Here is a 22,144-nt window from a genome sequence, read left to right on the forward strand (position 1 = left end):
AATATTAAAATAAATAATAATGTGATGAAAAAAATATTTATAGTATTATTAATAATTAGTGATGTAGCATACAACGCTGATTCTATCATAAACAAAATTTACTTTGACGGATTAAAAAGAATTTCTTCAGATACAGTATTGTTTAATTTACCTTTAAAAATTGGGGCCATTATTAATGATGAAGATATTGCAAATAGTATTAAAACGTTATTTTCTACAAAATATTTTGAAGAAATTAGTATATCTAACGATAAAAACGGAATAATTATAATTCAGGTACAAGAACGTCCAATTATTAATAACATTAGTTTTTATGGAAATAAAATAATTAAAGAAGATATAATAAAAAAGATATTAAATGAAAAAAAAATACAATTAGGGCAACCATTTAATGAATTTTATATTTTTGAAATAAAAAAAGAATTGGAAAAATTATATTATAATTTTGGTAAATTTACAGCCACAATCAAAACTGTAACTATACCTCTATCAAGAAACCGAGTTGATATACAAATAATATTTGCCGAAGGTAAAACCGCTCAAGTACGACAAATCAACATTTTCGGCAATCATATATTCCATACAAAACAATTATTGTCACAATTTAAGTTATACAGAAAAATTAAATGGTGGAACATATTATCTCGTCAGAAATATCACAAACAAAAATTATTTCACGATTTAGATGTGTTGTATAATTTTTATGTAAACCATGGTTATGCCAAGTTCCGTATTGATGAAACACAAATTGATTTGACACCAGATAAAAAAAATATTTATATATCTTTATATATTACTGAAGGCATGCAATATGCATTTGATTCTTTAGAATTGTATGGAAATGTATTAGATTATTTCCATGATATTAAGGAATACATTAAAATTTCTTCTGGAAGATTATATAATAGTAATCAAATTCAAGAAATAGAATATAAAATACGATATTTTTTGAGTAAACACGGTTATATTCAACCTATCATATCAATAGATCCCAAAATCGATGATAATAATAAAACAATAAAATTGTACATATATGTTGATGTAGGACATCGCTTTTATGTACATGAAATACGCTGTGAAGGTAATAATATTACTAAAGATGCAGTAATTCGAAGAGAAATACATCAAACAGAACAAATGCAATTAGATTATACTTGTATCATGCAGGATCAAAACCGACTTAAACGCCTTGGCTATTTTAAAACTGTAGATACTCATATTGAGCATGTTCCAAATACGTTAAATCAAATTGATATTATTTACACAGTTGAGGAACATAATACTGGCAATTTAAACTTAAGCGTCGGATTTGGAACAGAGAGCGGCATGAATTTACAGTTTGGAATGTATCAAGAAAATATATTAGGTTCAGGAAATGCTATATCTATTATCAGTACCAGAAATCACTATCAAACTTATTCTGAAATATCGGTTTTAAAACCTTACTGTAACATTAACAATACTAGCATAGGTGGAAAAATATTTCATAATAATTTAAATACTAACAATACAGGTTTATCAGATTATAATTTAAAAAATTGTGGATTTAATATCAATTATTTATATCCAATTACTGCATACAATACATTTAATTTGGGATTAAACTATGCATCCAATCATCTAAGTAAAATAGCCCCTCAAGTAGCAATATGTCGTTATCTAACATCTACAAAAATTTATCCAAAAAAAACAACTAATAATAAAATTTTTGATAATACTATTAATTTTAATACAAACGATTTTTTATTAGCTTCAGGATGGACTTTTAACAACACGAATCATGCTTATTTTCCTACAAATGGCATGCACGCTAATGTAGCCGGTACAATAGCATTACCTGGTTCTGATAATCAATATTACAAAATTATAATTAATAGCAAAAAATATATATCTTTAGATCAAAATTGTAATTGGATATTAATGAGTTCCATACATACTGGTTATGCAGGAAGCATACATAAAAAAGAAAATCCTTTTTATGATAATTTTTATGCTGGAGGTATTGGAACAATACGTGGATTTAAACTAAATAGTATAGGACCAAAAGCTGCCTATTATCATTGTAACTACTCTGAAAACAATTATGCTATTTGTTCAATACAAAACTCTCAGGATTCTGTTGGAGGAAATGCGATGACTCTATTTAAAACTGAGTTAATTATCCCCATTACATTTTTTAATGTACAATACTCTGATACAGCACGTATTTCTCTTTTTCTAGATACAGGTACTGTGTGGGACACTTTTTGGAAAAATACAGAAGAAACACAAAGAGCTGGTATTATAGATTATAGTATTCCAAGTAATATCCGCATGTCTGGTGGTGTGACATTAAAATGGATATCCCCAGTTGGACCAATAATTTTTTCTTATTCAAAATTAATAAAAAAATACCTTGGAGATGTAGAAGAACCTTTTCAATTTAGTATTGGAAAAACATGGTAAATGTAGATATTGTACATACACAATAAATATTATATTAAAACAATAAATTTTGTATTTTATTAAAAACTAAGAGGTTTACAGTGAAAAAGTGGACATATATATTAAGTATGATTATTTGGGTTATACAAATTAATCCCGTTGGTGCTACAAATAAAATTGCGATAGTTAATATTTCCAATATCTTTCAACAATCTTCACAACGTGCAAAAATAATTAAACAACTTGAATATGAATTCAAAGATCGTGCTACCGAATTAGAAAAGATGGAACATGATTTACAAATGAAAATACAAACATTACAACAAAACAGCGCCACTATGAAAGCAATTGAACGTAGTGAATTAGAAAAATCATTAATAAATCAACGTGAAATTTTTTCCAATAAAGCTAAAGAATTTCAACAAGACAATCATTCTCGTCAAGCAGAAGAAAGAGATAAAATTCTTAATATAATTCACAATGTAGTATCTAATGTAGCTAAAAAAGAGAATTATGACATAGTAATAGATACTAATGCCGTAGTATATTATGGCGCTCATATTTCAGATATTACTAATTCCGTAATGAAACAAGTTGGATAAATTATGATTGCAATGAAACTATCTGATCTAGCGCTACAATTAGGAGCTAAATTATATGGCGATAAAAATATAATTATTACTGGTATTGCTTCTATAAACAATGCACAAATAGGACATATAACTTTTTTAAAAGATCAAAAATTTTTAAATCAATTAAGTTCTTGTCACGCTTCAGCAGTAATATTATCTCAAAATAATTTAGCTTTCTGTAAGGTTGCAGCATTAGTAGTACAAGATCCTTATCTTGCATATATCAAGATTGCACAATTAATGGATAATACTTCTAAACCAACTAAAAGTATCGCATCCGGAGCAATAATTGCCCCGGATGCGATACTAGGAGAAAGAGTAAGAATCGGTGCTAATACAGTTATAGAATCCAGAGTAATTTTAGGTAATGATGTAATAGTTGGTCCTGGTAGTTTTATAGGAAATAAAACTAAAATAGGAACAGGCACCCGATTATGGGCTAATGTTACTATATGCCACGAAGTAGAAATTGGTGAATGCTGTTCAATACAATCTGGAACTATAATTGGATCGGATGGATTTGGATACATTAATGACCATGGTGTTTGGATTAAAATTCCTCATTTAGGAAAAGTAAAAATTGGAAATAATGTAGAAATTGGAGCTGGTACTACCATTGATCGCGGGACATTAGATGATACTACAATTGAAAACGGAGTAATTATTGATAACCAATGTCAAATTGCACATAATGTTGTAATTGGAGCACACACAGCGATAGCAGGCGGTGTTATCATGGCAGGCAGTGTAACCATAGGACGATACTGCATGATAGGCGGAGCTAGTGTTATTAATGGTCACATTAACATTTGTGATAAAGTTACAATAACTGGAATGAGTATGGTAATGAAAACAATAACACAACCTGGTATTTATTCATCAGGTATTCCTGTTCAACCAAAGACAATATGGTGGAAAACTGCTGCATTAATCATGCGGATTAGTAGTATAAACAAACGTATGAAAACCATAGAACAAAAACTAAAAAAATTACTGTGCCTATAATTTTTTAAGATAATTAGGACAGTTTATTTTTTATCCTGTTAGGATTAACAGGATAAACGTTATAAATGCAACTTTTTATCTTAAACAGGAATAAAAATCTTGATAACTGACACTTGTATTTTGCATATTGAAGAAGTTTTAGAACTTTTACCGCATCGATTTCCATTTTTACTAGTTGATCGTGTACTAAATTTTGAAAAAGGTAAATTCTTAAGAGCAGTAAAAAATGTTTCTTTTAATGAACCATTTTTCCAAGGTCATTTTCCAGGAAAACCCATTTTTCCTGGAGTATTAATTTTAGAAGCCATGGCTCAAGCTACAGGTATTTTAGCCTTCAAAAGTACAGGTAAATTAGCTCCAGGAGAATTATACTATTTTGCTGCTATAGATTCAGCTCGATTTAAGCGCCCAGTACAACCTGGCGATCAAATGATACTTGATGTTGAATTTATTAAAGAAAGACGTGGTATTGCACGATTTAAAGGAATTGCTACAGTAAACAAAGAAATGGCTTGTGAAGCATCAATGATGTGCGCTCGTAGAAAGGAAATTTAAACTGATGATTAACCAATCTGCCATTATACATCCTAATTCTATAATAGAGAAAGGAGCTATCATTCACGATAATGTGTATATCGGGCCATTTTGTTTTATTGGTTCACAAGTTGAGATAGGAGCACGAACTATACTAAAATCTCATATTGTAATTAATGGAATTACTCACATTGGAGAAAATAATCAAATCTATCAATTTGCTTCTCTTGGAGAAGTAAATCAAGATTTAAAATATGCAAAAGAACCTACTCGCATAGAAATTGGTCATTATAACAAAATCAGAGAAAACGTTACTATTCACCGTGGTACTATACAAGGCAAACAAGTTACTAAAATAGGAAATAGTAATTTATTCATGAGCAATGTACACATTGCTCATGACTGTATAATAGGAGATCATTGTGTCATGGCCAATAATGTTACTTTAGGAGGTCATGTAAAAGTAGATGATTACGCTATTATCGGAGGAATGACTGCTATTCATCAATTTTGTCTCATTGGAACTCATGTTATGATTGGTGGCTGTTCCGGTGTAGCTCAAGACATTCCCCCATTTATAATAGCTCAAGGCAATCATGCGACACCTTTTGGACTAAACATTGAAGGATTAAAACGACGAGGTTTTAGCCGTTCTTCCGTACACGCTATTAGAGATGCTTATAAAATACTATATCGTAGCAACAAAACTATTGAATCAGCCAAAATAGCCTTAAAACTATTAGCTATTGAACATCCCATCATCAATAAATTTGTAGATTTTTTAATACATTCGCAAAGAGGAATTATTCGTTAACAATGTTTACGAGCAATAATCGTACTATTATTATAGGTATAGTAGCAGGAGAAGTTTCTGGAGATATATTAGGAGCAGGATTAATTCGATCATTAAGAAAACACTTAAAAAAAGTATGTTTTTTTGGAATTGGCGGTCCTTACATGCAATCTGAACATATGAAATCTTGGTATAATATAGAAGAATTATCAGTTATGGGCTTCGCTGAAATCATTATGAAACTACCACGATTATTACATATTCGTAGAAACTTAATTCGTAGATTTCTTAACTTACAACCTGATATTTTTATCGGTATCGATTCTCCAGACTTTAATATTGCATTAGAAATTAGTTTAAAAAAACATGGAATTCATATAATTCATTATGTTAGTCCATCAGTATGGGCATGGAGAAAAAATCGTATTTTTGCTCTTAAAAAAGCTACCGATAATATTTTAACTATTTTTCCGTTCGAAAAAAAAATATACGATCGTTTCAATATACCATGCCAATTCATTGGACATTCATTAGCAGATCAAATACCACTCCACCCGGATAAAATTTCTGCTCGTCAAAAATTAGGTATTCCGCTCGACGTATATTGCTTAGCATTATTACCAGGGAGTAGAATCAGAGAAATTAAAATGTTAACTCATGATTTTTTAGCATGCGCTGAACTATTAAAAGATCGTTTCCCTAATCTTGAGGTTTTAGTACCATTAGCCAATCAAACATCTATCAAACAATTCATTAAGTTTGCATCAACATCAGTTAAATATCGTATACTACATAATAAAATAACATGGGAAATAATGATGGCAGCAGATATTTCTTTGGTAACTGCTGGAACAGCAACTTTAGAATGCATGCTAGTAAAATGTCCAATGGTTGTAGCTTATCGTATGCATCCCTTAACATTTATGTTAGCTAAATATTTAATAAATACCCCTTGGATATCCTTACCTAATTTGTTAGCAGGGCATGAATTAGTAAAAGAATTTATTCAAAACGACTGTCTTCCTAAAAACTTAGCGCAAACATTAATTAATTTACTCAATTATAATGACAATCAGCGTATGATATTACAAAAAAAATTTAGACAATTACATTACAGTATTAAATATAACGCAGATGAACAAGCAGCGCGTGCTGTTTTAAAATTAATTCAGTCACAACCATATTGTTGAATAAATGAGTATAAAAATTAAATGAAATATCAAAAATTCTATTTATCAAAAAAATTAAAATTAATTGCAGGCGTAGATGAAGCAGGATGCGGATCATTAGTTGGATCAGTAGTAGCTGCAGCAGTAATATTAGACCCAACGCAAACAATTTTTGGATTAGCTGATTCTAAAAAACTAAGTAACAATAAGCGACTAAATTTATATAAAAATATTATACAAAAATCACTAGATTGGAGTATTGGACATGCTGACGTTACAGAAATTGATCGTTTTAATATTTTACAAGCTCGATTATTAGCAATGAAACGAGCTGTACAAAATTTATCTATTAAACCAGATTTAATTCTAATAGATGGAAATCATGCTCCAAGATTTGTAGGAACACCTTATCAATGTTTTAAAAAAGGAGATTCCAAAATCCCAACTATAAGTGCGGCTTCTATTATAGCTAAAGTTACTCGTGATCAGGATATGATTATGTTAGATATACAATATCCAAAATATGGATTTGCTCAAAACAAAGGATATCCTACTGCTTTTCATCTAAATCAATTAGAATTATATGGTCCTATATCGTATCATCGAAAAAGTTTTTCTCCTATAAAACATAGAATTTGTCATATCAAAAAATAACTTTTATTTAGATCAATCAATATACATTATTAATTATAACTTATGAACTATGATAGAACCACGTTTTATTCATTTGCATGTACATAGCGATTACTCCATGATTGATGGGTTAGCTACAGTAAATAAATTGATAAAAAAAGCAGCGGTCCTTAAGATGCCCGCATTAGCTCTTACTGATTTTAATAATCTGTTTGGATTTATCAAGTTCTATACTGCTGCTTATAAAGCAGGTATTAAACCAATTATCGGGGCTGATTTTTTAGTACAAGATGCTATCATCGGCAATGAACCTAGCGAACTTACATGTTTAGTAATTAATAAACAAGGTTATTATAATTTAATTATGCTCATTTCAAAGGCATATAAAAATAGAAGTAACAATAGTACTCTCACTATTAAACGCCATTGGTTCATAGAATATAATAATGGCTTAATTATACTTTCTGGAGGATATAAAGGAGATCTTGGTAGATACTTACTAAGAAACGAAAAATCTAAGATAGAACAATGTATACGTTTTTATACAAAATATTTCCCGAATAGATATTATTTAGAATTAATACGAACTGACCGACAGCATGAAGAATCCTACTTACAATTAGCAATTGAATTGTCAATGATCAAAGGATTGCCGATAGTAGCCACAAACGACGTACGTTTTCTTAATAAACAAGACTTTTTAGCACATGAAATTCGCGTGGCCATATACAATAATACTACATTAGAGAAAACTAAGCAACTATGCAAATATAACGCACAGCAATTTATGAAAAGTGAACAAGAGATGTGTAAATTATTTGCTGATATACCAGAATCGTTAACAAATAGTGTAGAAATTGCTTATAGGTGTAATTTTACTATTAATTTAGACAAATCTTTTTTACCACAATTTCCTACTGGATCTATGTCCGCTAAAGACTTTCTTATCATGTATGCAGAAAAAGGATTAGAAGAGCGCTTGATTTTTTTGTTTCCAAAAATCGAAGAACGTCTTGTTAAGCGAAAACCATATGATTTACGATTACAACATGAATTGCAAGTAATTAATAATATGGACTTCCCGAGTTATTTTCTAATCGTTATGGAATTTATTAAATGGGCTAAAAATAATGACATTCCAGTTGGACCCGGAAGAGGCTCTGGCGCTAGTTCATTAGTAGCCTATGCTTTAAAAATTACAGAACTTGATCCATTAAAATTTGATTTACTATTCGAACGTTTTCTTAATCCAGAACGTATATCTATGCCTGATTTAGATATTGATTTTTGTATGGAATGCCGTGATTCAGTCATCGATCATGTTTCAAAAACTTATGGATCAGATTCTGTATCTCAAATTATTACATTCGGAACCATGGCAGCTAAAGCGGTAGTACGTGATGTAGGACGTGTATTGGGTCATCCTTATACATTTATTAATCGTATTGCTAAATTAATTCCATTAGAACCTGGAATAACACTAAAAAAAGCTTTTTCTACCGAACCTCAACTTGAATTACTTTATAAGAATCATGAAGATATCAAAACACTAATAGATATGGCTTGTCAATTGGAAGGTATTGTTAGAAACGTTAGCAAACATGCAGGAGGAGTAGTAATTGCGCCAACAAAAATTACCGATTTTTCTCCTTTATATTATGACAATGAAAATATTCGCCCAATGACTCAATTTGATAAAGATGACATTGAACGCATTGGTTTAATAAAATTTGATTTTCTTGGTTTACGTACTTTAACTATTATTAATCGTGCATTAAAAATGATTAATAATACATATCTTAAACATGGTCTCGCTGCTGTTGATATATACTCAATATCGTTACATGATCAAAAAAGCTTTCACATGCTTCAATCTTCAGAAACTACTGGAATATTTCAGCTAGAATCACACGGTATAAAAGAACTAATTAAACGATTGAAACCAGACTGTTTTGAAGATTTAATAGCATTAATTGCATTATTCAGACCTGGTCCATTACAATCAGGTATGGTGGATAATTTTATTAACAGAAAGCACGGATACGAAACTATTTCTTATCCTGATTCTAAATGGCAACATGAATCTCTACGTCCAGTACTACAATCAACTTACGGAATTATTCTATATCAAGAACAAATAATGCAAATAGCTCAAGTATTATCAGGTTATACGCTAGGACAAGCAGATATATTAAGACGTGCTATTGGCAAAAAAAAACCGGAAGATATGGCTAAACAACGTTCTTTTTTCAATTTAGGCGCTATAAAAAATGGAGTGGATACTACATTGTCAACTAAAATTTTTGATCTTGTAGAAAAATTCGCTGGTTATGGATTTAATAAATCTCATTCTGCTGCATATGCTTTAATATCCTATCAAACTTTATGGTTAAAAACACACTATCCTTCTGAATTCATGGCTGCAGCATTAAGTTCCGATATGGATAATTTAAATAAAATAACACATCTAATAAGCGAATGTAAAAACATGACCCTTACGGTTCTACCACCAAACATTAATACTAGTCAATATTATTTTTACGTCAATGAAAATAAAGAAATTGTCTATGGATTCGGAGCTATAAAAGGCATAGGAAAAACTTCCATAGAAACAATAATAACATCCCGTAAGAAAGATGGCAAGTTTAAAGGATTATTTGATTTCTGTATTCGTGTCGATAATACAAAAATAAATAATCGTATAATTGAAAAATTAATTCTCTCTGGAGCTTTTGATTCTTTCGGAATTCATCGCGCAAAACTAATAGCATCTCTCAATGATATATTAAAACACGTTAATCAAAATATCAAAAATAAATATAGCGGACAAACAGATATATTCAAAATATGTTTAGATACAAATACTAAAATAGTATCTGTACCTAAACAAACTATATTACAGTGGTCTAATCAACTATTATTGGAAAAAGAAAAAGAAGTTCTCGGTTTATATTTAACTAATCATCCTACTATTCAATATATAAAAATAGTAAAACACTGTATGCCTAATACCATCAAGATAAAAGATGCTATACTGGAAAAAACCAATAAAATCATACATGTTTTTGGTTTGATTATATCAATACGAACTAAATTAAACAAACAAGGTAAATATTTTGTATTTTGTATTATAGAAGATTATTCAGGTCGACTAGAGATAGTGATATTTGAAAAACTAATTAATAAATACCAATATTGTTTAAAAGAAAATAATTTTTTATTTGTTACGGGAATAATCAGTATTGATAAGATACATAGTCATTGTAAAATGATCGCGCAAAAATTAAAAGACATAAATGATATTTATAAGAAAAACGCACGCAGTTTATCTATCATATTAAATGATAAACAAGTTGATGATCAGTTATTAACCAATATCCGTATTTTTTTAGAAAAAAATAAATTTGGAACCTTACCAATATATTTTTTTTATCAAAAAAATGGTATGCAAATAAGATTGCATTGTGGAGAAACATGGTATATTACTTTAACGAATCAGTTACTAAACGATCTACGTAATCTTGTTGGAAATAAACAAGTCAAATTAGAATTATATTAATTTAACAATAGGAATTTTATGGGTTTAAATTTTCTTGATTTTGAAAAACCTATCCTAGATTTAGAAGAAAAAATTAATTCTTTAGCATCGATGGCACATCCAAATAAGAAATTAGAAATAAATATCAATGAAGAGATTGATCGTCTTCGTTCAAAAAAAATTGATCTTACTAAAAAAATATTCTCTAACTTAAATTCTTGGCAAATTGCCCAATTAGCACGACATCCTAAACGTCCATATACTTTAGATTATATAGAACATATATTTAATGATTTTGACGAATTATCCGGTGACCGAGTGTATGCCGATGATAAAGCTATTATAGGAGGAATAGCAAGACTTGATTCTCGTCCAGTCATGATTATTGGACATCAAAAAGGTCGTGATACTAAAGAAAAAATTAAAAGAAATTTTGGTATGCCTGCTCCGGAAGGATATCGAAAAGCACTACGTATTATGAAAATGGCAGAACGATTTAAAATACCCCTTATTACTTTTATTGACACTCCAGGAGCTTATCCTGGAATAGGGGCAGAAAAACGTGGACAATCTGCAGCAATAGCTAAAAATTTACGTACAATGTCAATATTGAAAATACCAATTATTTGTACTGTAATTGGAGAAGGAGGTTCTGGAGGAGCTCTGGCTATAAGTATTGGAGATAAAGTCAATATGTTACAGTATAGTACATATTCTGTAATATCTCCAGAAGGGTGTGCATCGATTTTGTGGAAAAATGTTAAAAAAGCCCCGATTGCTGCTGAAGCAATGGGTATTACCGCTTTTCGACTAAAAAAACTTAAACTGATTGATAGCGTGATCCCTGAACCATTAGGCGGGGCACATAGAGATATGCTGGCTACATCTGTTGCATTAAAAACACAATTATTATTAGATTTAATTGAATTAGATTCTTTCAAAGAAAAAGATTTATTAAATCGACGATATAACAGATTGATGAATTACGGGTATTGTTAATTTTAATATATATATATATTAAAATTAACAATACCCGTAATTCAAATTATTCATTAAATATTAAGTACATCTACATTATTATAATTATTAAATCATCGCTACCTTGTATAATCCATTTTAATAAAAATTATGTTTGTAATAAATACATTTCCAGAAGATTATAAATTATATCATAAAGTAGCTAATTGCCTCATAGGACATAAGAAATTGCTATTATCTTACAGTGGAGGGCTAGATTCTACGGTACTTCTAGATATTTTAACAACATTAATACACAATACCAATCACTTAATATCGTCTCCGTTCATTTTGAGAGCAATATATGTACATCATGGTATTAGTAATCATGCTAATGATTGGGCTAATCATTGCTCTGAACAATGTGAAATACGAAACATACCTTTTTCTATAATTTATATTAATTGTTATAATTCAAAAAGTAAAAAACGAAATATAGAAGAATTAGCGCGAAATCTTCGTTATAAAAATCTGTATAATCATTTAAGTTCAGAAGAAACACTTTTAACTGCGCATCACATGAATGACCAAGTAGAAAGTTTATTCCTTGCATTAAAAAGAGGAAGTGGTCCAGCTGGATTAAGTGGAATAGCTCGGAATACTTTATACGCTAATAAACATAAATTATTAAGACCTTTATTAGATTGTTCTCGTGAACAATTAAAAATATATGCTCATAGAAAGAATCTTACTTGGATTGAAGACGATAGCAATACAGATATGCGTTTTGACCGTAATTTTTTACGTATAAAAATTTTACCATCACTATGTCAACGATGGCCTTGTTTTAATCAAGTTGTTGCTCGTACTGCACAGTTATGCAGAGATCAGGAAAATTTATTAAATGAATTTTTGTCAGAATTTTTACAGAAATTAATTGACATATCAGATCATTCTTTATTATTTAAACCATTATTTCAATGCAGTATACCAAAAAGACAAGCTTTACTACGCCGTTGGTTAGCGCTCTTTTCTATAAATATGCCTTCTTATCAACTTATAAATCGCATTTGGAAGGAAGTAGTATTAAGCCGAGAAGACGCTACTCCAATGTTACAATTAGATACATGCTTATGTCGTCGTTTTCGGGAAAAGTTATATATCTTACCAATAAGTATGAAATCTTCTTTAAATAAAACTAAATTATTTTGGAAAATAATACATAATACAATACTATTACCGCACAGCTTAGGTATGTTAACATATCAACCATTAGAAATTAATCAATCTTTATCTACAGATATATTAGATTCTACCTTAAACATAAATTTCCCATTAAATACTCCTAATATTCTTAAAAACTCCCAAAGAATATTAACACATTGTTTTGTGCAAGCTCCAAAATCTGATGAAGAAATATCAATTATTTTTGGACATATAGATGGATTATTATACATAATAGGTAGAAATCATGGTCGGTGTTTAAAAAAAATTTGGCAGGAATTGAAAATACCTCCGTGGTTAAGAAGTCGTATTCCTTTATTGTTTTATAATAAAACCTTGATTGCTGCCATAGGGATATTTATTACCAAAAATGGAAAGATCACAAATGAAAATAGCATATCATGGAAAATATCTTGGGTACAAGAAGACATTATCTCTTATAAAATTTTTAGAAATAGTATTAAACACTATCTTAAATAAGATAGATTATTATTATTCATTACAATAGAAATAATAAATCCTGATATAGGGAAGGGATACAAAGATTTGGTTATTTTTTAAAAATATAAATTACTTGATTTTACCTAAATTACCACTACGTACCATGACACGTAATCACATACATATGTATCCATGATATTACTAAAAAATTTAATTTTCATATAAATATTAATTTCTTATTAAGGTTTAGTGAGACATTCATAAATAAGCAATTTTTTTGACCAAATATTGCGTTAATGTTTCAAGTTTAATTTTCTTAATCTCATTTTTTTTACGATATCTATATTCTACTTCTTGATTAGCTAAACAACGATCACTAATAATGATAATATGTGGTATTCCAATTAAATCTATATCAGAAAACATTATTCCTGGATATTCTTTACGATCATCAACTAATATATCTATTCCTATGGCAAATAAAAGTTGTTTATAAATTTTTTCTGTAATATTTCTTACATTAGCAGAGCGATGCATATCAATTGGTATGATAGCTAATCTGAACGGAGCTATAACATCCGGCCATAAAATTCCATTTTTATCGTGATTTTGTTCAATAATCACAGCAATAATCCGAGTAATCCCTATTCCATAACAACCCATTTCTGCTATTAAATTATGTTTATTATTTTTTTTTATATAATTGATACCTAATTTTGAGTATTTTTGTCCTAATTGAAAAATATGTCCTATCTCAATACAATTATTAATTAATAACATATTATTATCATTAACATATAAATTATCGTGCAACACGGCATGTAAATCTGCTACTTTTGGAAGAGGTATATCACGATTCCAATTAACCCCAAAAAAATATTTACCGCTAATATTAGACCCGGCAACAAAATCACTCATTATAGCTACATTGTAATCTACAATATATGGTATAGATAAATTAATAGGTCCCAATAAATTGGGATGCGCCCCGGTAAGTACATGCATATCGTTTGGATCGATATAAGATAAAGGAACTGATATTTCTGGAATCATCGCAATTTTTTTATTACAAATCTGATGATCCGCTCTAATTACTAATCCTAATAAAGAACAAGAATTATTTGTATATTTATTCTTAACACGTACAATTATCGTTTTTACAACTTGATGTATAGACAAATTAAATTGATTAATTAATTCTTCTACAGAACTAATATGAGGGGCTTCTATTAATCGCATGGTTTCTATAGCTATTTTTGGTTGTATTTTAACAGGAGAAACGTTATGCCTTAGTTTAAGCTCACCTGAGTTATCAATTATTATAGGTACCGCTATGTTATCTTCACCATTTTCAGAATATGCCTGAAATTCATGAGATAACATCCCTCCGATCCTACCAGGTTCAGCTTGAACAACACAAAAATGTAATCCAATTCGATTAAAAATAGTATGATATGTTTGGTACATGTTGTTATATGTACTTTGAAGAGATTCTTGACTTACATGAAAAGAATATCCATCTTTCATAATAAATTCTCTAGCGCGTATTATTCCAGCTCTGGGACGCGCTTCATCTCGATATTTAGTATGAATTTGGTATATATTTAACGGAAACTGTTTATAAAACATTATTTCTTTACAAATAATTTCGGAAATCATTTCTTCATGAGTTGGACCTAATACAAATTCTCGATTATTACGATTTTTAAAACGTAATAATTCTGTGCCATATTCTATCCAACGACCACTCTTTTTCCATAATTTTGCAGGCTGAACTATCGGCATAGATATTTCAATAGCACCAATTTTATTCATTTCCTCTCGAATGATATTTTCTATTCTTCGTAATACACGTAAACCGGTTGGCAACCAAGTATAAAGACCAGATGATACTTGACGAATTAATCCAGCTCGTAACATTAATTGATGACTAATTGTTTTACAACTTTTAGGCGCTTCTTTAAGAGTAGCTAACAAATATTGACTGGTACGCATTATCATTTGCCTAATACAAAAGATTTCATCATTATTATAAATAACAACAAATAATAAAAAATTTAATATATTTATATATACTATGACGTTTGATTAAAAAATTTTACTATTTTATAGGATAAATATAGCAATACAGTTGCTAATATAATATATATACCATATCCCTATTAATCTAAAGTAGAATATATGATTATACGTTAAAATTAGAATAATATAAGTTTTTTAACGATACTATTTATTTAATACGTATTTATAACTATAAGATATATATAAAATACAAATATGAATAATGCTATATTTATGGACCGAGATGGTACAATTAATGTATATAAAGATTATGTACATAACATTAATAATTTTTTTTTCATTGAAAATGTTATCGATGCAATGATAATTTTAAAAAAAATGAATTTTTTTTTAATTATAGTTACTAATCAATCTGGAATAGCACGAGGTTTATTTACTAAAAACGACTTTTTGTTGTTAACAAAATGGATGGTTTTCTATTTAAAATTACGTCATGTGCATATAGATGCTATTTATTTTTGTCCACATTATAAAAAAGGAATAATAAAAAAATTTAAACAAACCTGTTTATGCCGTAAGCCTAACCCAGGGATGCTATTAGATGCAAAACAATATTTCAATATCAATATGACTAACTCTTATATGGTAGGAGATACTGAAAGTGATATGTTGGCAGGGCAATCAGCAGGTATCGGAACTAATGTATTAGTATGCAGTGGGAAAAAAATAACAAAAAAATCCAAAACCATAGCAACTTGGACTATAAAAAGCCTAGCATACCTTCCAAACATGATAAAAATACATAAAAATATAAACCTCGGTTTATAATAATATTCGTATTAATATCTTATTTGGTTTATTCAATGCTACTATTTCCTATAGTTAAAGATTTTATGTACTCTTCTCTTATTTATAATTAAAATTAATAATCAGCTATGTAAAACTTACTCTACATACCTTACATCTATATATTTAATTTATTTTCTAAGTAATGCACATTCATATTATTACCTCTTTGAAAAGCTTCATCAGTCACAATCTTCAATTGTAATTCAATATTAGTATTAATACCATCAATAATTAGTTCTGATAATGCATTTTTCATACGCGCAACAGCTATATCACGTGTTTCTCCAAAACAAATTAATTTTCCTATCATTGAATCATAATAAGATGGCACTGAGTATCCAGAATAAATATGAGATTCCCAACGCACACCTAACCCTCCAGGTGCATGAAACCTAGTAATACGTCCCGAGCTAGGCATAAAACTATAAGAATCCTCAGCATTTATGCGACATTCTATAGCATGTCCTACGGATTTAACAGTATGCTGCTTAATATCTAGCGTATACCCAGAAGCAATTTTTAATTGCTCTTTAATAATATCTATTCCGGTAACCATTTCCGTAATCGGATGTTCAACTTGGATTCGAGTATTCATTTCTATGAAAAAAAATTTATCATTTTCATATAAGAATTCAAATGTACCCACCCCCCGATATCCAATATTATAACAAACCTGCACACAACTCTCTCCTATATGTTGTCGCATTTCAGAACTAATACCTAATGCAGGAGTTTCTTCTACTATCTTCTGGCGCCTTCTTTGTATAGAACAATCACGTTCTGTCAAATAAATTATATTTCCTTTGCCATCAGATAAAATCTGTATTTCTATATGTCTTGGATTTTCCAAGTATTGCTCTATATAAATAACATCACTATTAAACATATTTTTTGATTCCAATCGCATCATACGTATAGCGTCTTGTAAATCTGATTCTTTTCTAACTACACGCATTCCACGACCTCCTCCTCCGTGAGCAGATTTTATAATAATTGGATAATTAATATGTAAATTCTGACATGAAACAGTTGAAACATTGTCATTTATATTCTTATTAAGTTCATAATTCCAACCCGGAACAGTCATTATCCCTGATTTTTTCATAATATTTATAGCAGATATTTTATTTCCCATTAAACGAATAGTTTCTGAACATGGCCCAATAAAAACGAAACCAGAACGCTCTACTTGTTCTGCAAAATTAGCATCTTCTGACAAAAACCCATAACCAGGATGAATACCTGATGATCCAGTAATTTCTGCAGCTGAAATAATAGCTGGAATATTTAAATAACTATACATGGCAGGTGGCGGACCTATACAAATAGTTTCGTCTGCTAAAAGCACATGTTTTAAATCACGGTCTATAGTTGAATATACAGCCACTGTCTTTATTCCTAACTCTTTACACGCACGCAAAATACGTAACGCTATTTCTCCTCGATTTGCAATAACAATTTTCTCTAACATTCCATTCTCATTATTCGATGATAAGTAACGGTTCATTAAATTCAACTGCTTGGCCATTATCAAGTAAAATTGCTTTTACTATACCTGATTTATCTGATTGAATTTGATTCATAACTTTCATAGCTTCAACAATACATAAAGTATCTCCAACTTCAACTGTCTGTCCTATTGATACAAATGGATCAGAATCTGGACTAGAAGTAATATAAAAAATACCTACCATTGGAGAACGTATGACATGTCCACCATCTATTAATTTAATATTTTTGTGCGTTTCTATATTTGGAGTATATACTAATTTTTCTGAATTCTTTGTGATAGGTGAACACGTTGACGAAGATGATCTGCTAGACACAGAGCGAGTAATGCGCACTATTTTATTTCCTTCACAAATCTCTAATTTAGAAACATTAGATGATTCAATTAATGCGATTAATTTTTTAATTTTACGAATGTCCATAGTAAACCTATGTTAATATATTATCTATTAATCTTTTTAGATAAATATTTGTATGCCATATGTAATGCACAATGATACCCATATGCTCCAAACCCGCAAATCACCCCAAGAGCAATACTGGATAAATACGAATAATATCGGAATTTTTCTCTTGTATGTATATTAGAAAGATGAATTTCTATAAAAGCAATGTTTACGGATAACAACGCATCTCGTAATGCTATGCTAGTATGAGTAAAAGCTGCAGGATTGATTATTATAAAATCTGTATTATTATAACTTTTATGTATACAATTAATTAATTCATGTTCTGCATTGGACTGAAAATGATCCATATGCATACCTAAAGAATCAGATGTTTTATATAAACTTACTATAATATCAGATAAGGTTTCATCTCCATATATATGTGGTTCACGTGTGCCTAACAAATTTAAGTTTGGTCCATTTATTAACAAAACACGAAATCTGCTGATCATTACGCTCACGTATCCTTACTAAATATAAATATACTATTATAACTGATGCAACTAATTATGTTATGCACAACTTGCAATTAACATTTATTCATATGATTTTAATAATTTTCAAGCTATTCGTAAAACATTACCATAAGAACAATTATTATTCATATAATCCAATAATACCAACAACCATATGATCGGAGCATCATTTTTTAACTTTTTGTTAAATCACAATAATATCTATTGTACAATTATACAATACAAAAACTTATTTTCTTAAACCCCATCGTTATAATCTTAAGTTATAATATTTTCAATGTATACATAAATCATCATTTTATCCTAATTACAGTTAATATATATTAAAATAATATTAATATACTATTGTAAATATTATACAGCATAATTTACAATGCATATATGATTATATTTATTATGTAGTACATTCACATCATATATTATATAGCGCATTTTGATATAATCAGTATTGTACCATAAATTCAAATAAATAAGAAATTGGATAATATGTAATACTCCTAGCATCAGAACCATAAAATATATTTATCAGTATCATATGGGCATTTTATTTTCATCATTCTTCAGGAGACTCTATACAAATGGATAATTTTAGAAAGCTTAATAACATTATTTGTATTCATTATGTTTAAAAAATTCCGTGGTATATTTTCTAGCGATCTATCTATTGATCTCGGAACTGCTAACACTCTTATCTATTTAAAAGGTCAAGGTATTGTTTTAAATGAACCTTCTGTTGTTGCTATTCGACAAGATCGCGGAGGAATGCCTAAAAGTGTAGCTGCTGTTGGATATGCAGCTAAACAAATGCTAGGACGCACCCCAGGAAACATTGCAGCTATTCGTCCTATGAAAGACGGAGTAATAGCTGATTTTTTTATTACTGAAAAAATGTTACAACATTTTATCAAAAAGGTACACAGCAATAGCTTTATGAGGCCTAGTCCTAGAGTATTGGTATGTGTCCCAGTAGGTGCTACACAAGTTGAACGTAGAGCTATACGTGAATCTGCGCAAGGAGCAGGGGCTCGTGAAGTTTTTTTAATAGAGGAACCTATGGCAGCAGCTATTGGAGCAGGATTACCGGTATCAGAAGCTACTGGATCGATGGTCGTAGATATTGGAGGAGGTACCACCGAAGTCGCAGTAATTTCACTTAATGGAGTAGTATATTCCTCGTCTGTTAGGATTGGAGGGGACCGATTTGATGAAGCAATTATTAGTTATGTACGGCGTCATTACGGTTCCTTAATTGGAGAAGTAACCTCAGAAAGAATAAAACATACTATAGGTTCTGCATATGTAGACGATGAGCTACGTGAAATAAAAGTACGTGGACGGAATTTAGCAGAAGGTATACCACGGAGTTTTGTGCTAAATAACAATGAAATCTTAGAAGCGTTACAAGAACCATTAACTGGTATTGTTAGCGCGGTTATGGCAGCGTTAGAACAATGTCCACCAGAATTAGCATCTGATATTTCTGAATATGGTATGGTATTGACTGGCGGAGGGGCATTATTAAAAAATATCGATCGTCTATTAATAAAAGAAACCAGTATTCCTGTAGTAATAGCAGAAGACCCACTTACTTGTGTTGCACGAGGAGGAGGTAAGGCTCTTGATATGATCGATGTACATGGTCGAGATTTATTTAGTGAAGAATAATTTTACACTATAAAAATATTATATATTTGCAGTTGATAAAATCATATAAGTAGAAATTATATTTCTTGTATAATATATTCAATACATATCATTAGAATCAAAGGTACTAAATCCTATGTATAGTGCTATAAATAATAAATTTCCTTATTTAGAGTTACGTTTATTTTTAGCAATTATTATGTCCATTATGATAATTATTGCTGACGGAAAATTAAATATGTTCCTCCAATGTAAAAAATACATAGAAAATTCTATTTGTTTATTTTATATCTTATGCGATAAACCACGCTATATATTTAATTATACTTTAAAAATATTAGAAGAATCCAACAAATTAATATTAGAAAATCATGCATTACGTCAGGAATTATTTTTAAAGAACAGTGAATTATTATTAATAGATCAATACAAACAAGAAAACAGAAAATTACATGAATTACTTCACTCTCCTTTATGTTATAATAAACGAAAAATAATTACCAAAATTCTCCCTTCTAACACAGATCCATATGATAATCAAGTTCTTATAGGTCAAGGCACAAATAATGATGTGTATATAGGGCAACCAGTTATTACCGATACAGGAATAATAGGACAAGTAGTCTCTACTAATGTATTTAGTAGTCGTGTTATGTTAATTTGTAATCCTGCACATGCTTTACCTGTACAAATAAAAAGAAACAACATACGCTTTATTTTAATGGGTTGCGGATATAATACAGATTTACGCGCAGAATACCCAGGAAATCTTGATATATGCATCGGAGATACATTGGTAACATCTGGACTAGATGGTCGTTTCCCAGAAGGCTATCCAGTAGCAATAGTATCCAACATAATAGTGAAGCCAGAGCAAGATTTTACTATCATTCGAGCATATCCAATAGTTAAATTACATTGCCTACGTTATGCAATATTAATTTGGGAGTAACGATAACATTGAATATAAAAATATTAAAATAAAAGTAATGCATAAAAATGCATACATTTTATAATTATAAACTATGGATGGTGTACTGTTCCTTTATAGTTGCAATTACATTACAAATTATTCCTTTTTCCCCACAAATATGGTGGATACAGCCATCTTGGATAATGATATTATTAATTCATTGGATTACAGTACTCCCAAATCAAGTTAGTATAGGCACTGGGTTTATTTTAGGATTAATAATAGATATTATTATGGGATCTACCTTAGGAATACACTCTTTATCTTTAAGCATACTTGCATATTTAGCAACACGAAATATTTATTCCTTTAGATATATATCTGTTTGGCAACAATCTTTTGTTATTATATTTCTCTCATTTGTTAATCAAGGTATTATATTTTTAATAAAATTCTTAATGATTAAAGTGTTTATTATTACACCAGAAATATTTTGGAATTGCTTATTAAATGGTATATCATGGCCATTTGTAGTTTTTTTAATGCGTAAAATTTGTCATAATTAATATATACCTGATAATTTATAAAAAACTAATAAAATTATCACATTAATTATATGCTATTTTAGTAAAAATAAATTTTAATTATTTAAACTTTATAAATTAATTATTAATAAATAATAATACTGTTTAAAATACTATCTTAATTACTATCAAGATTAACTAAATAAATAATCTTTGCTAGTACATAAATAATCTTGAAAATTAATCTATATAAACTTTTAATTAACTTATTAAATTATAAATATTAATAACTTAAATATTAATTAAAATTATTAAATGTACTTATGTACATATTTAATCATAACAAATAACAATATTTTTAAAAATATTATTTAATCCGTCAAAAATGAAGTATACTGAAAACAAAAT

Annotated in this window: 18 protein-coding genes; 14 read left to right on the forward strand and 4 right to left on the reverse strand. The window is 29.2% G+C overall.

Going from position 1 to position 22,144, the window contains the following annotated elements; translation table 11 throughout:
• The first annotated feature begins 24 nt into the window (after window positions 1–24).
• From bamA to tilS, 10 genes are all read left to right on the forward strand, one after another.
• Window positions 25–2,445, forward strand: coding sequence for an outer membrane protein assembly factor BamA (gene bamA / locus Bsans602_RS01435; RefSeq protein ID WP_500837330.1), 2,421 nt, complete (start codon window positions 25–27; stop codon window positions 2,443–2,445).
• Window positions 2,446–2,525: 80 nt separating this feature from the next.
• Window positions 2,526–3,026, forward strand: coding sequence for an OmpH family outer membrane protein (locus Bsans602_RS01440; protein ID WP_500837331.1), 501 nt, complete (start codon window positions 2,526–2,528; stop codon window positions 3,024–3,026).
• A gap of 3 nt (window positions 3,027–3,029) precedes the next feature.
• Window positions 3,030–4,061 carry a UDP-3-O-(3-hydroxymyristoyl)glucosamine N-acyltransferase gene (lpxD, locus tag Bsans602_RS01445; RefSeq protein WP_500837332.1) on the forward strand — a complete coding sequence of 344 codons (1,032 nt, stop codon included), beginning with the start codon at window positions 3,030–3,032 and terminating at the stop codon, window positions 4,059–4,061.
• A 99-nt stretch (window positions 4,062–4,160) separates the two neighbouring features.
• On the forward strand, window positions 4,161–4,616 hold the full coding sequence (gene fabZ / locus Bsans602_RS01450; RefSeq protein ID WP_420022268.1) for a 3-hydroxyacyl-ACP dehydratase FabZ: 456 nt from the start codon (window positions 4,161–4,163) through the stop codon (window positions 4,614–4,616).
• 4 nt (window positions 4,617–4,620) lie between these two features.
• Complete coding sequence (lpxA, locus tag Bsans602_RS01455) at window positions 4,621–5,409, forward strand: acyl-ACP--UDP-N-acetylglucosamine O-acyltransferase (protein WP_500837333.1); 789 nt, start codon at window positions 4,621–4,623, stop codon at window positions 5,407–5,409.
• Between the two features lie 2 nt (window positions 5,410–5,411).
• Entirely contained in the window at window positions 5,412–6,578 is a 1,167-nt protein-coding gene (gene lpxB, locus Bsans602_RS01460) for a lipid-A-disaccharide synthase (RefSeq protein ID WP_500837334.1), read from the forward strand.
• A gap of 21 nt (window positions 6,579–6,599) precedes the next feature.
• Window positions 6,600–7,211, forward strand: a complete 612-nt coding sequence (gene rnhB, locus Bsans602_RS01465) for a ribonuclease HII (protein WP_500837335.1) — start codon at window positions 6,600–6,602, stop codon at window positions 7,209–7,211.
• A 49-nt stretch (window positions 7,212–7,260) separates the two neighbouring features.
• On the forward strand, window positions 7,261–10,749 hold the full coding sequence (gene dnaE / locus Bsans602_RS01470) for a DNA polymerase III subunit alpha (RefSeq protein WP_500837336.1): 3,489 nt from the start codon (window positions 7,261–7,263) through the stop codon (window positions 10,747–10,749).
• An 18-nt stretch (window positions 10,750–10,767) separates the two neighbouring features.
• Entirely contained in the window at window positions 10,768–11,727 is a 960-nt protein-coding gene (gene accA, locus Bsans602_RS01475; RefSeq protein WP_500837337.1) for an acetyl-CoA carboxylase carboxyl transferase subunit alpha, read from the forward strand.
• Window positions 11,728–11,856: 129 nt separating this feature from the next.
• Window positions 11,857–13,389, forward strand: coding sequence for a tRNA lysidine(34) synthetase TilS (tilS, locus tag Bsans602_RS01480; RefSeq protein WP_500837338.1), 1,533 nt, complete (start codon window positions 11,857–11,859; stop codon window positions 13,387–13,389).
• A 219-nt stretch (window positions 13,390–13,608) separates the two neighbouring features.
• Here the strand turns inward: tilS and Bsans602_RS01485 are convergent, their stop codons facing one another.
• The gene (locus Bsans602_RS01485) at window positions 13,609–15,345 is read right to left on the reverse strand and encodes a proline--tRNA ligase (RefSeq protein ID WP_500837385.1); all 1,737 of its coding nucleotides are present in this window, start codon (window positions 15,343–15,345) and stop codon (window positions 13,609–13,611) included.
• 282 nt (window positions 15,346–15,627) lie between these two features.
• Here Bsans602_RS01485 and gmhB point away from each other — a divergent pair, with 282 nt between their 5' ends.
• The gene (gmhB, locus tag Bsans602_RS01490; RefSeq protein ID WP_500837339.1) at window positions 15,628–16,200 is read left to right on the forward strand and encodes a D-glycero-beta-D-manno-heptose 1,7-bisphosphate 7-phosphatase; all 573 of its coding nucleotides are present in this window, start codon (window positions 15,628–15,630) and stop codon (window positions 16,198–16,200) included.
• A 136-nt stretch (window positions 16,201–16,336) separates the two neighbouring features.
• Here the strand turns inward: gmhB and accC are convergent, their stop codons facing one another.
• The 3 genes from accC to aroQ are packed head-to-tail and all read right to left on the reverse strand — an operon-like array spanning window position 16,337 to window position 18,631.
• A complete protein-coding gene (accC, locus tag Bsans602_RS01495; protein ID WP_500837340.1) occupies window positions 16,337–17,692 on the reverse strand; it encodes an acetyl-CoA carboxylase biotin carboxylase subunit in 1,356 nt (451 codons plus the stop codon).
• A 10-nt stretch (window positions 17,693–17,702) separates the two neighbouring features.
• Window positions 17,703–18,152: an acetyl-CoA carboxylase biotin carboxyl carrier protein gene (gene accB, locus Bsans602_RS01500; protein ID WP_500837341.1), complete on the reverse strand. Its 450-nt coding sequence runs from the start codon at window positions 18,150–18,152 to the stop codon at window positions 17,703–17,705.
• Between the two features lie 20 nt (window positions 18,153–18,172).
• Window positions 18,173–18,631 carry a type II 3-dehydroquinate dehydratase gene (gene aroQ / locus Bsans602_RS01505; RefSeq protein WP_500837342.1) on the reverse strand — a complete coding sequence of 153 codons (459 nt, stop codon included), beginning with the start codon at window positions 18,629–18,631 and terminating at the stop codon, window positions 18,173–18,175.
• A gap of 645 nt (window positions 18,632–19,276) precedes the next feature.
• Between aroQ and Bsans602_RS01510 the strand changes: the two genes are divergently transcribed.
• The 3 genes from Bsans602_RS01510 to mreD all read left to right on the forward strand — a co-directional run bounded on the left by Bsans602_RS01510 (window position 19,277) and on the right by mreD (window position 21,778).
• Entirely contained in the window at window positions 19,277–20,320 is a 1,044-nt protein-coding gene (locus Bsans602_RS01510) for a rod shape-determining protein (RefSeq protein WP_500837343.1), read from the forward strand.
• 115 nt (window positions 20,321–20,435) lie between these two features.
• A complete protein-coding gene (gene mreC / locus Bsans602_RS01515) occupies window positions 20,436–21,251 on the forward strand; it encodes a rod shape-determining protein MreC (protein WP_500837344.1) in 816 nt (271 codons plus the stop codon).
• Window positions 21,252–21,298: 47 nt separating this feature from the next.
• The gene (gene mreD, locus Bsans602_RS01520) at window positions 21,299–21,778 is read left to right on the forward strand and encodes a rod shape-determining protein MreD (protein ID WP_500837345.1); all 480 of its coding nucleotides are present in this window, start codon (window positions 21,299–21,301) and stop codon (window positions 21,776–21,778) included.
• Window positions 21,779–22,144: the final 366 nt, after the last annotated feature.

The organism is Candidatus Blochmannia sansabeanus (nom. nud.), from assembly GCF_059935345.1.

Bases quoted from the DNA above. Each gene is read 5' to 3' on its own strand.
- accB (WP_500837341.1), bottom strand. From the start codon at position 18,152: ATGGACATTCGTAAAATTAAAAAATTAATCGCATTAATTGAATCATCT.
- lpxA (WP_500837333.1), top strand. From the start codon at position 4,621: ATGATTAACCAATCTGCCATTATACATCCTAATTCTATAATAGAGAAA.
- accA (WP_500837337.1), top strand. From the start codon at position 10,768: ATGGGTTTAAATTTTCTTGATTTTGAAAAACCTATCCTAGATTTAGAA.
- mreC (WP_500837344.1), top strand. From the start codon at position 20,436: ATGTATAGTGCTATAAATAATAAATTTCCTTATTTAGAGTTACGTTTA.
- accC (WP_500837340.1), bottom strand. From the start codon at position 17,692: ATGTTAGAGAAAATTGTTATTGCAAATCGAGGAGAAATAGCGTTACGT.
- bamA (WP_500837330.1), top strand. From the start codon at position 25: ATGAAAAAAATATTTATAGTATTATTAATAATTAGTGATGTAGCATAC.
- rnhB (WP_500837335.1), top strand. From the start codon at position 6,600: ATGAAATATCAAAAATTCTATTTATCAAAAAAATTAAAATTAATTGCA.
- aroQ (WP_500837342.1), bottom strand. From the start codon at position 18,631: ATGATCAGCAGATTTCGTGTTTTGTTAATAAATGGACCAAACTTAAAT.
- Bsans602_RS01485 (WP_500837385.1), bottom strand. From the start codon at position 15,345: ATGCGTACCAGTCAATATTTGTTAGCTACTCTTAAAGAAGCGCCTAAA.
- dnaE (WP_500837336.1), top strand. From the start codon at position 7,261: ATGATAGAACCACGTTTTATTCATTTGCATGTACATAGCGATTACTCC.
- tilS (WP_500837338.1), top strand. From the start codon at position 11,857: ATGTTTGTAATAAATACATTTCCAGAAGATTATAAATTATATCATAAA.
- Bsans602_RS01510 (WP_500837343.1), top strand. From the start codon at position 19,277: ATGTTTAAAAAATTCCGTGGTATATTTTCTAGCGATCTATCTATTGAT.
- lpxB (WP_500837334.1), top strand. From the start codon at position 5,412: ATGTTTACGAGCAATAATCGTACTATTATTATAGGTATAGTAGCAGGA.
- lpxD (WP_500837332.1), top strand. From the start codon at position 3,030: ATGATTGCAATGAAACTATCTGATCTAGCGCTACAATTAGGAGCTAAA.
- mreD (WP_500837345.1), top strand. From the start codon at position 21,299: ATGCATACATTTTATAATTATAAACTATGGATGGTGTACTGTTCCTTT.
- gmhB (WP_500837339.1), top strand. From the start codon at position 15,628: ATGAATAATGCTATATTTATGGACCGAGATGGTACAATTAATGTATAT.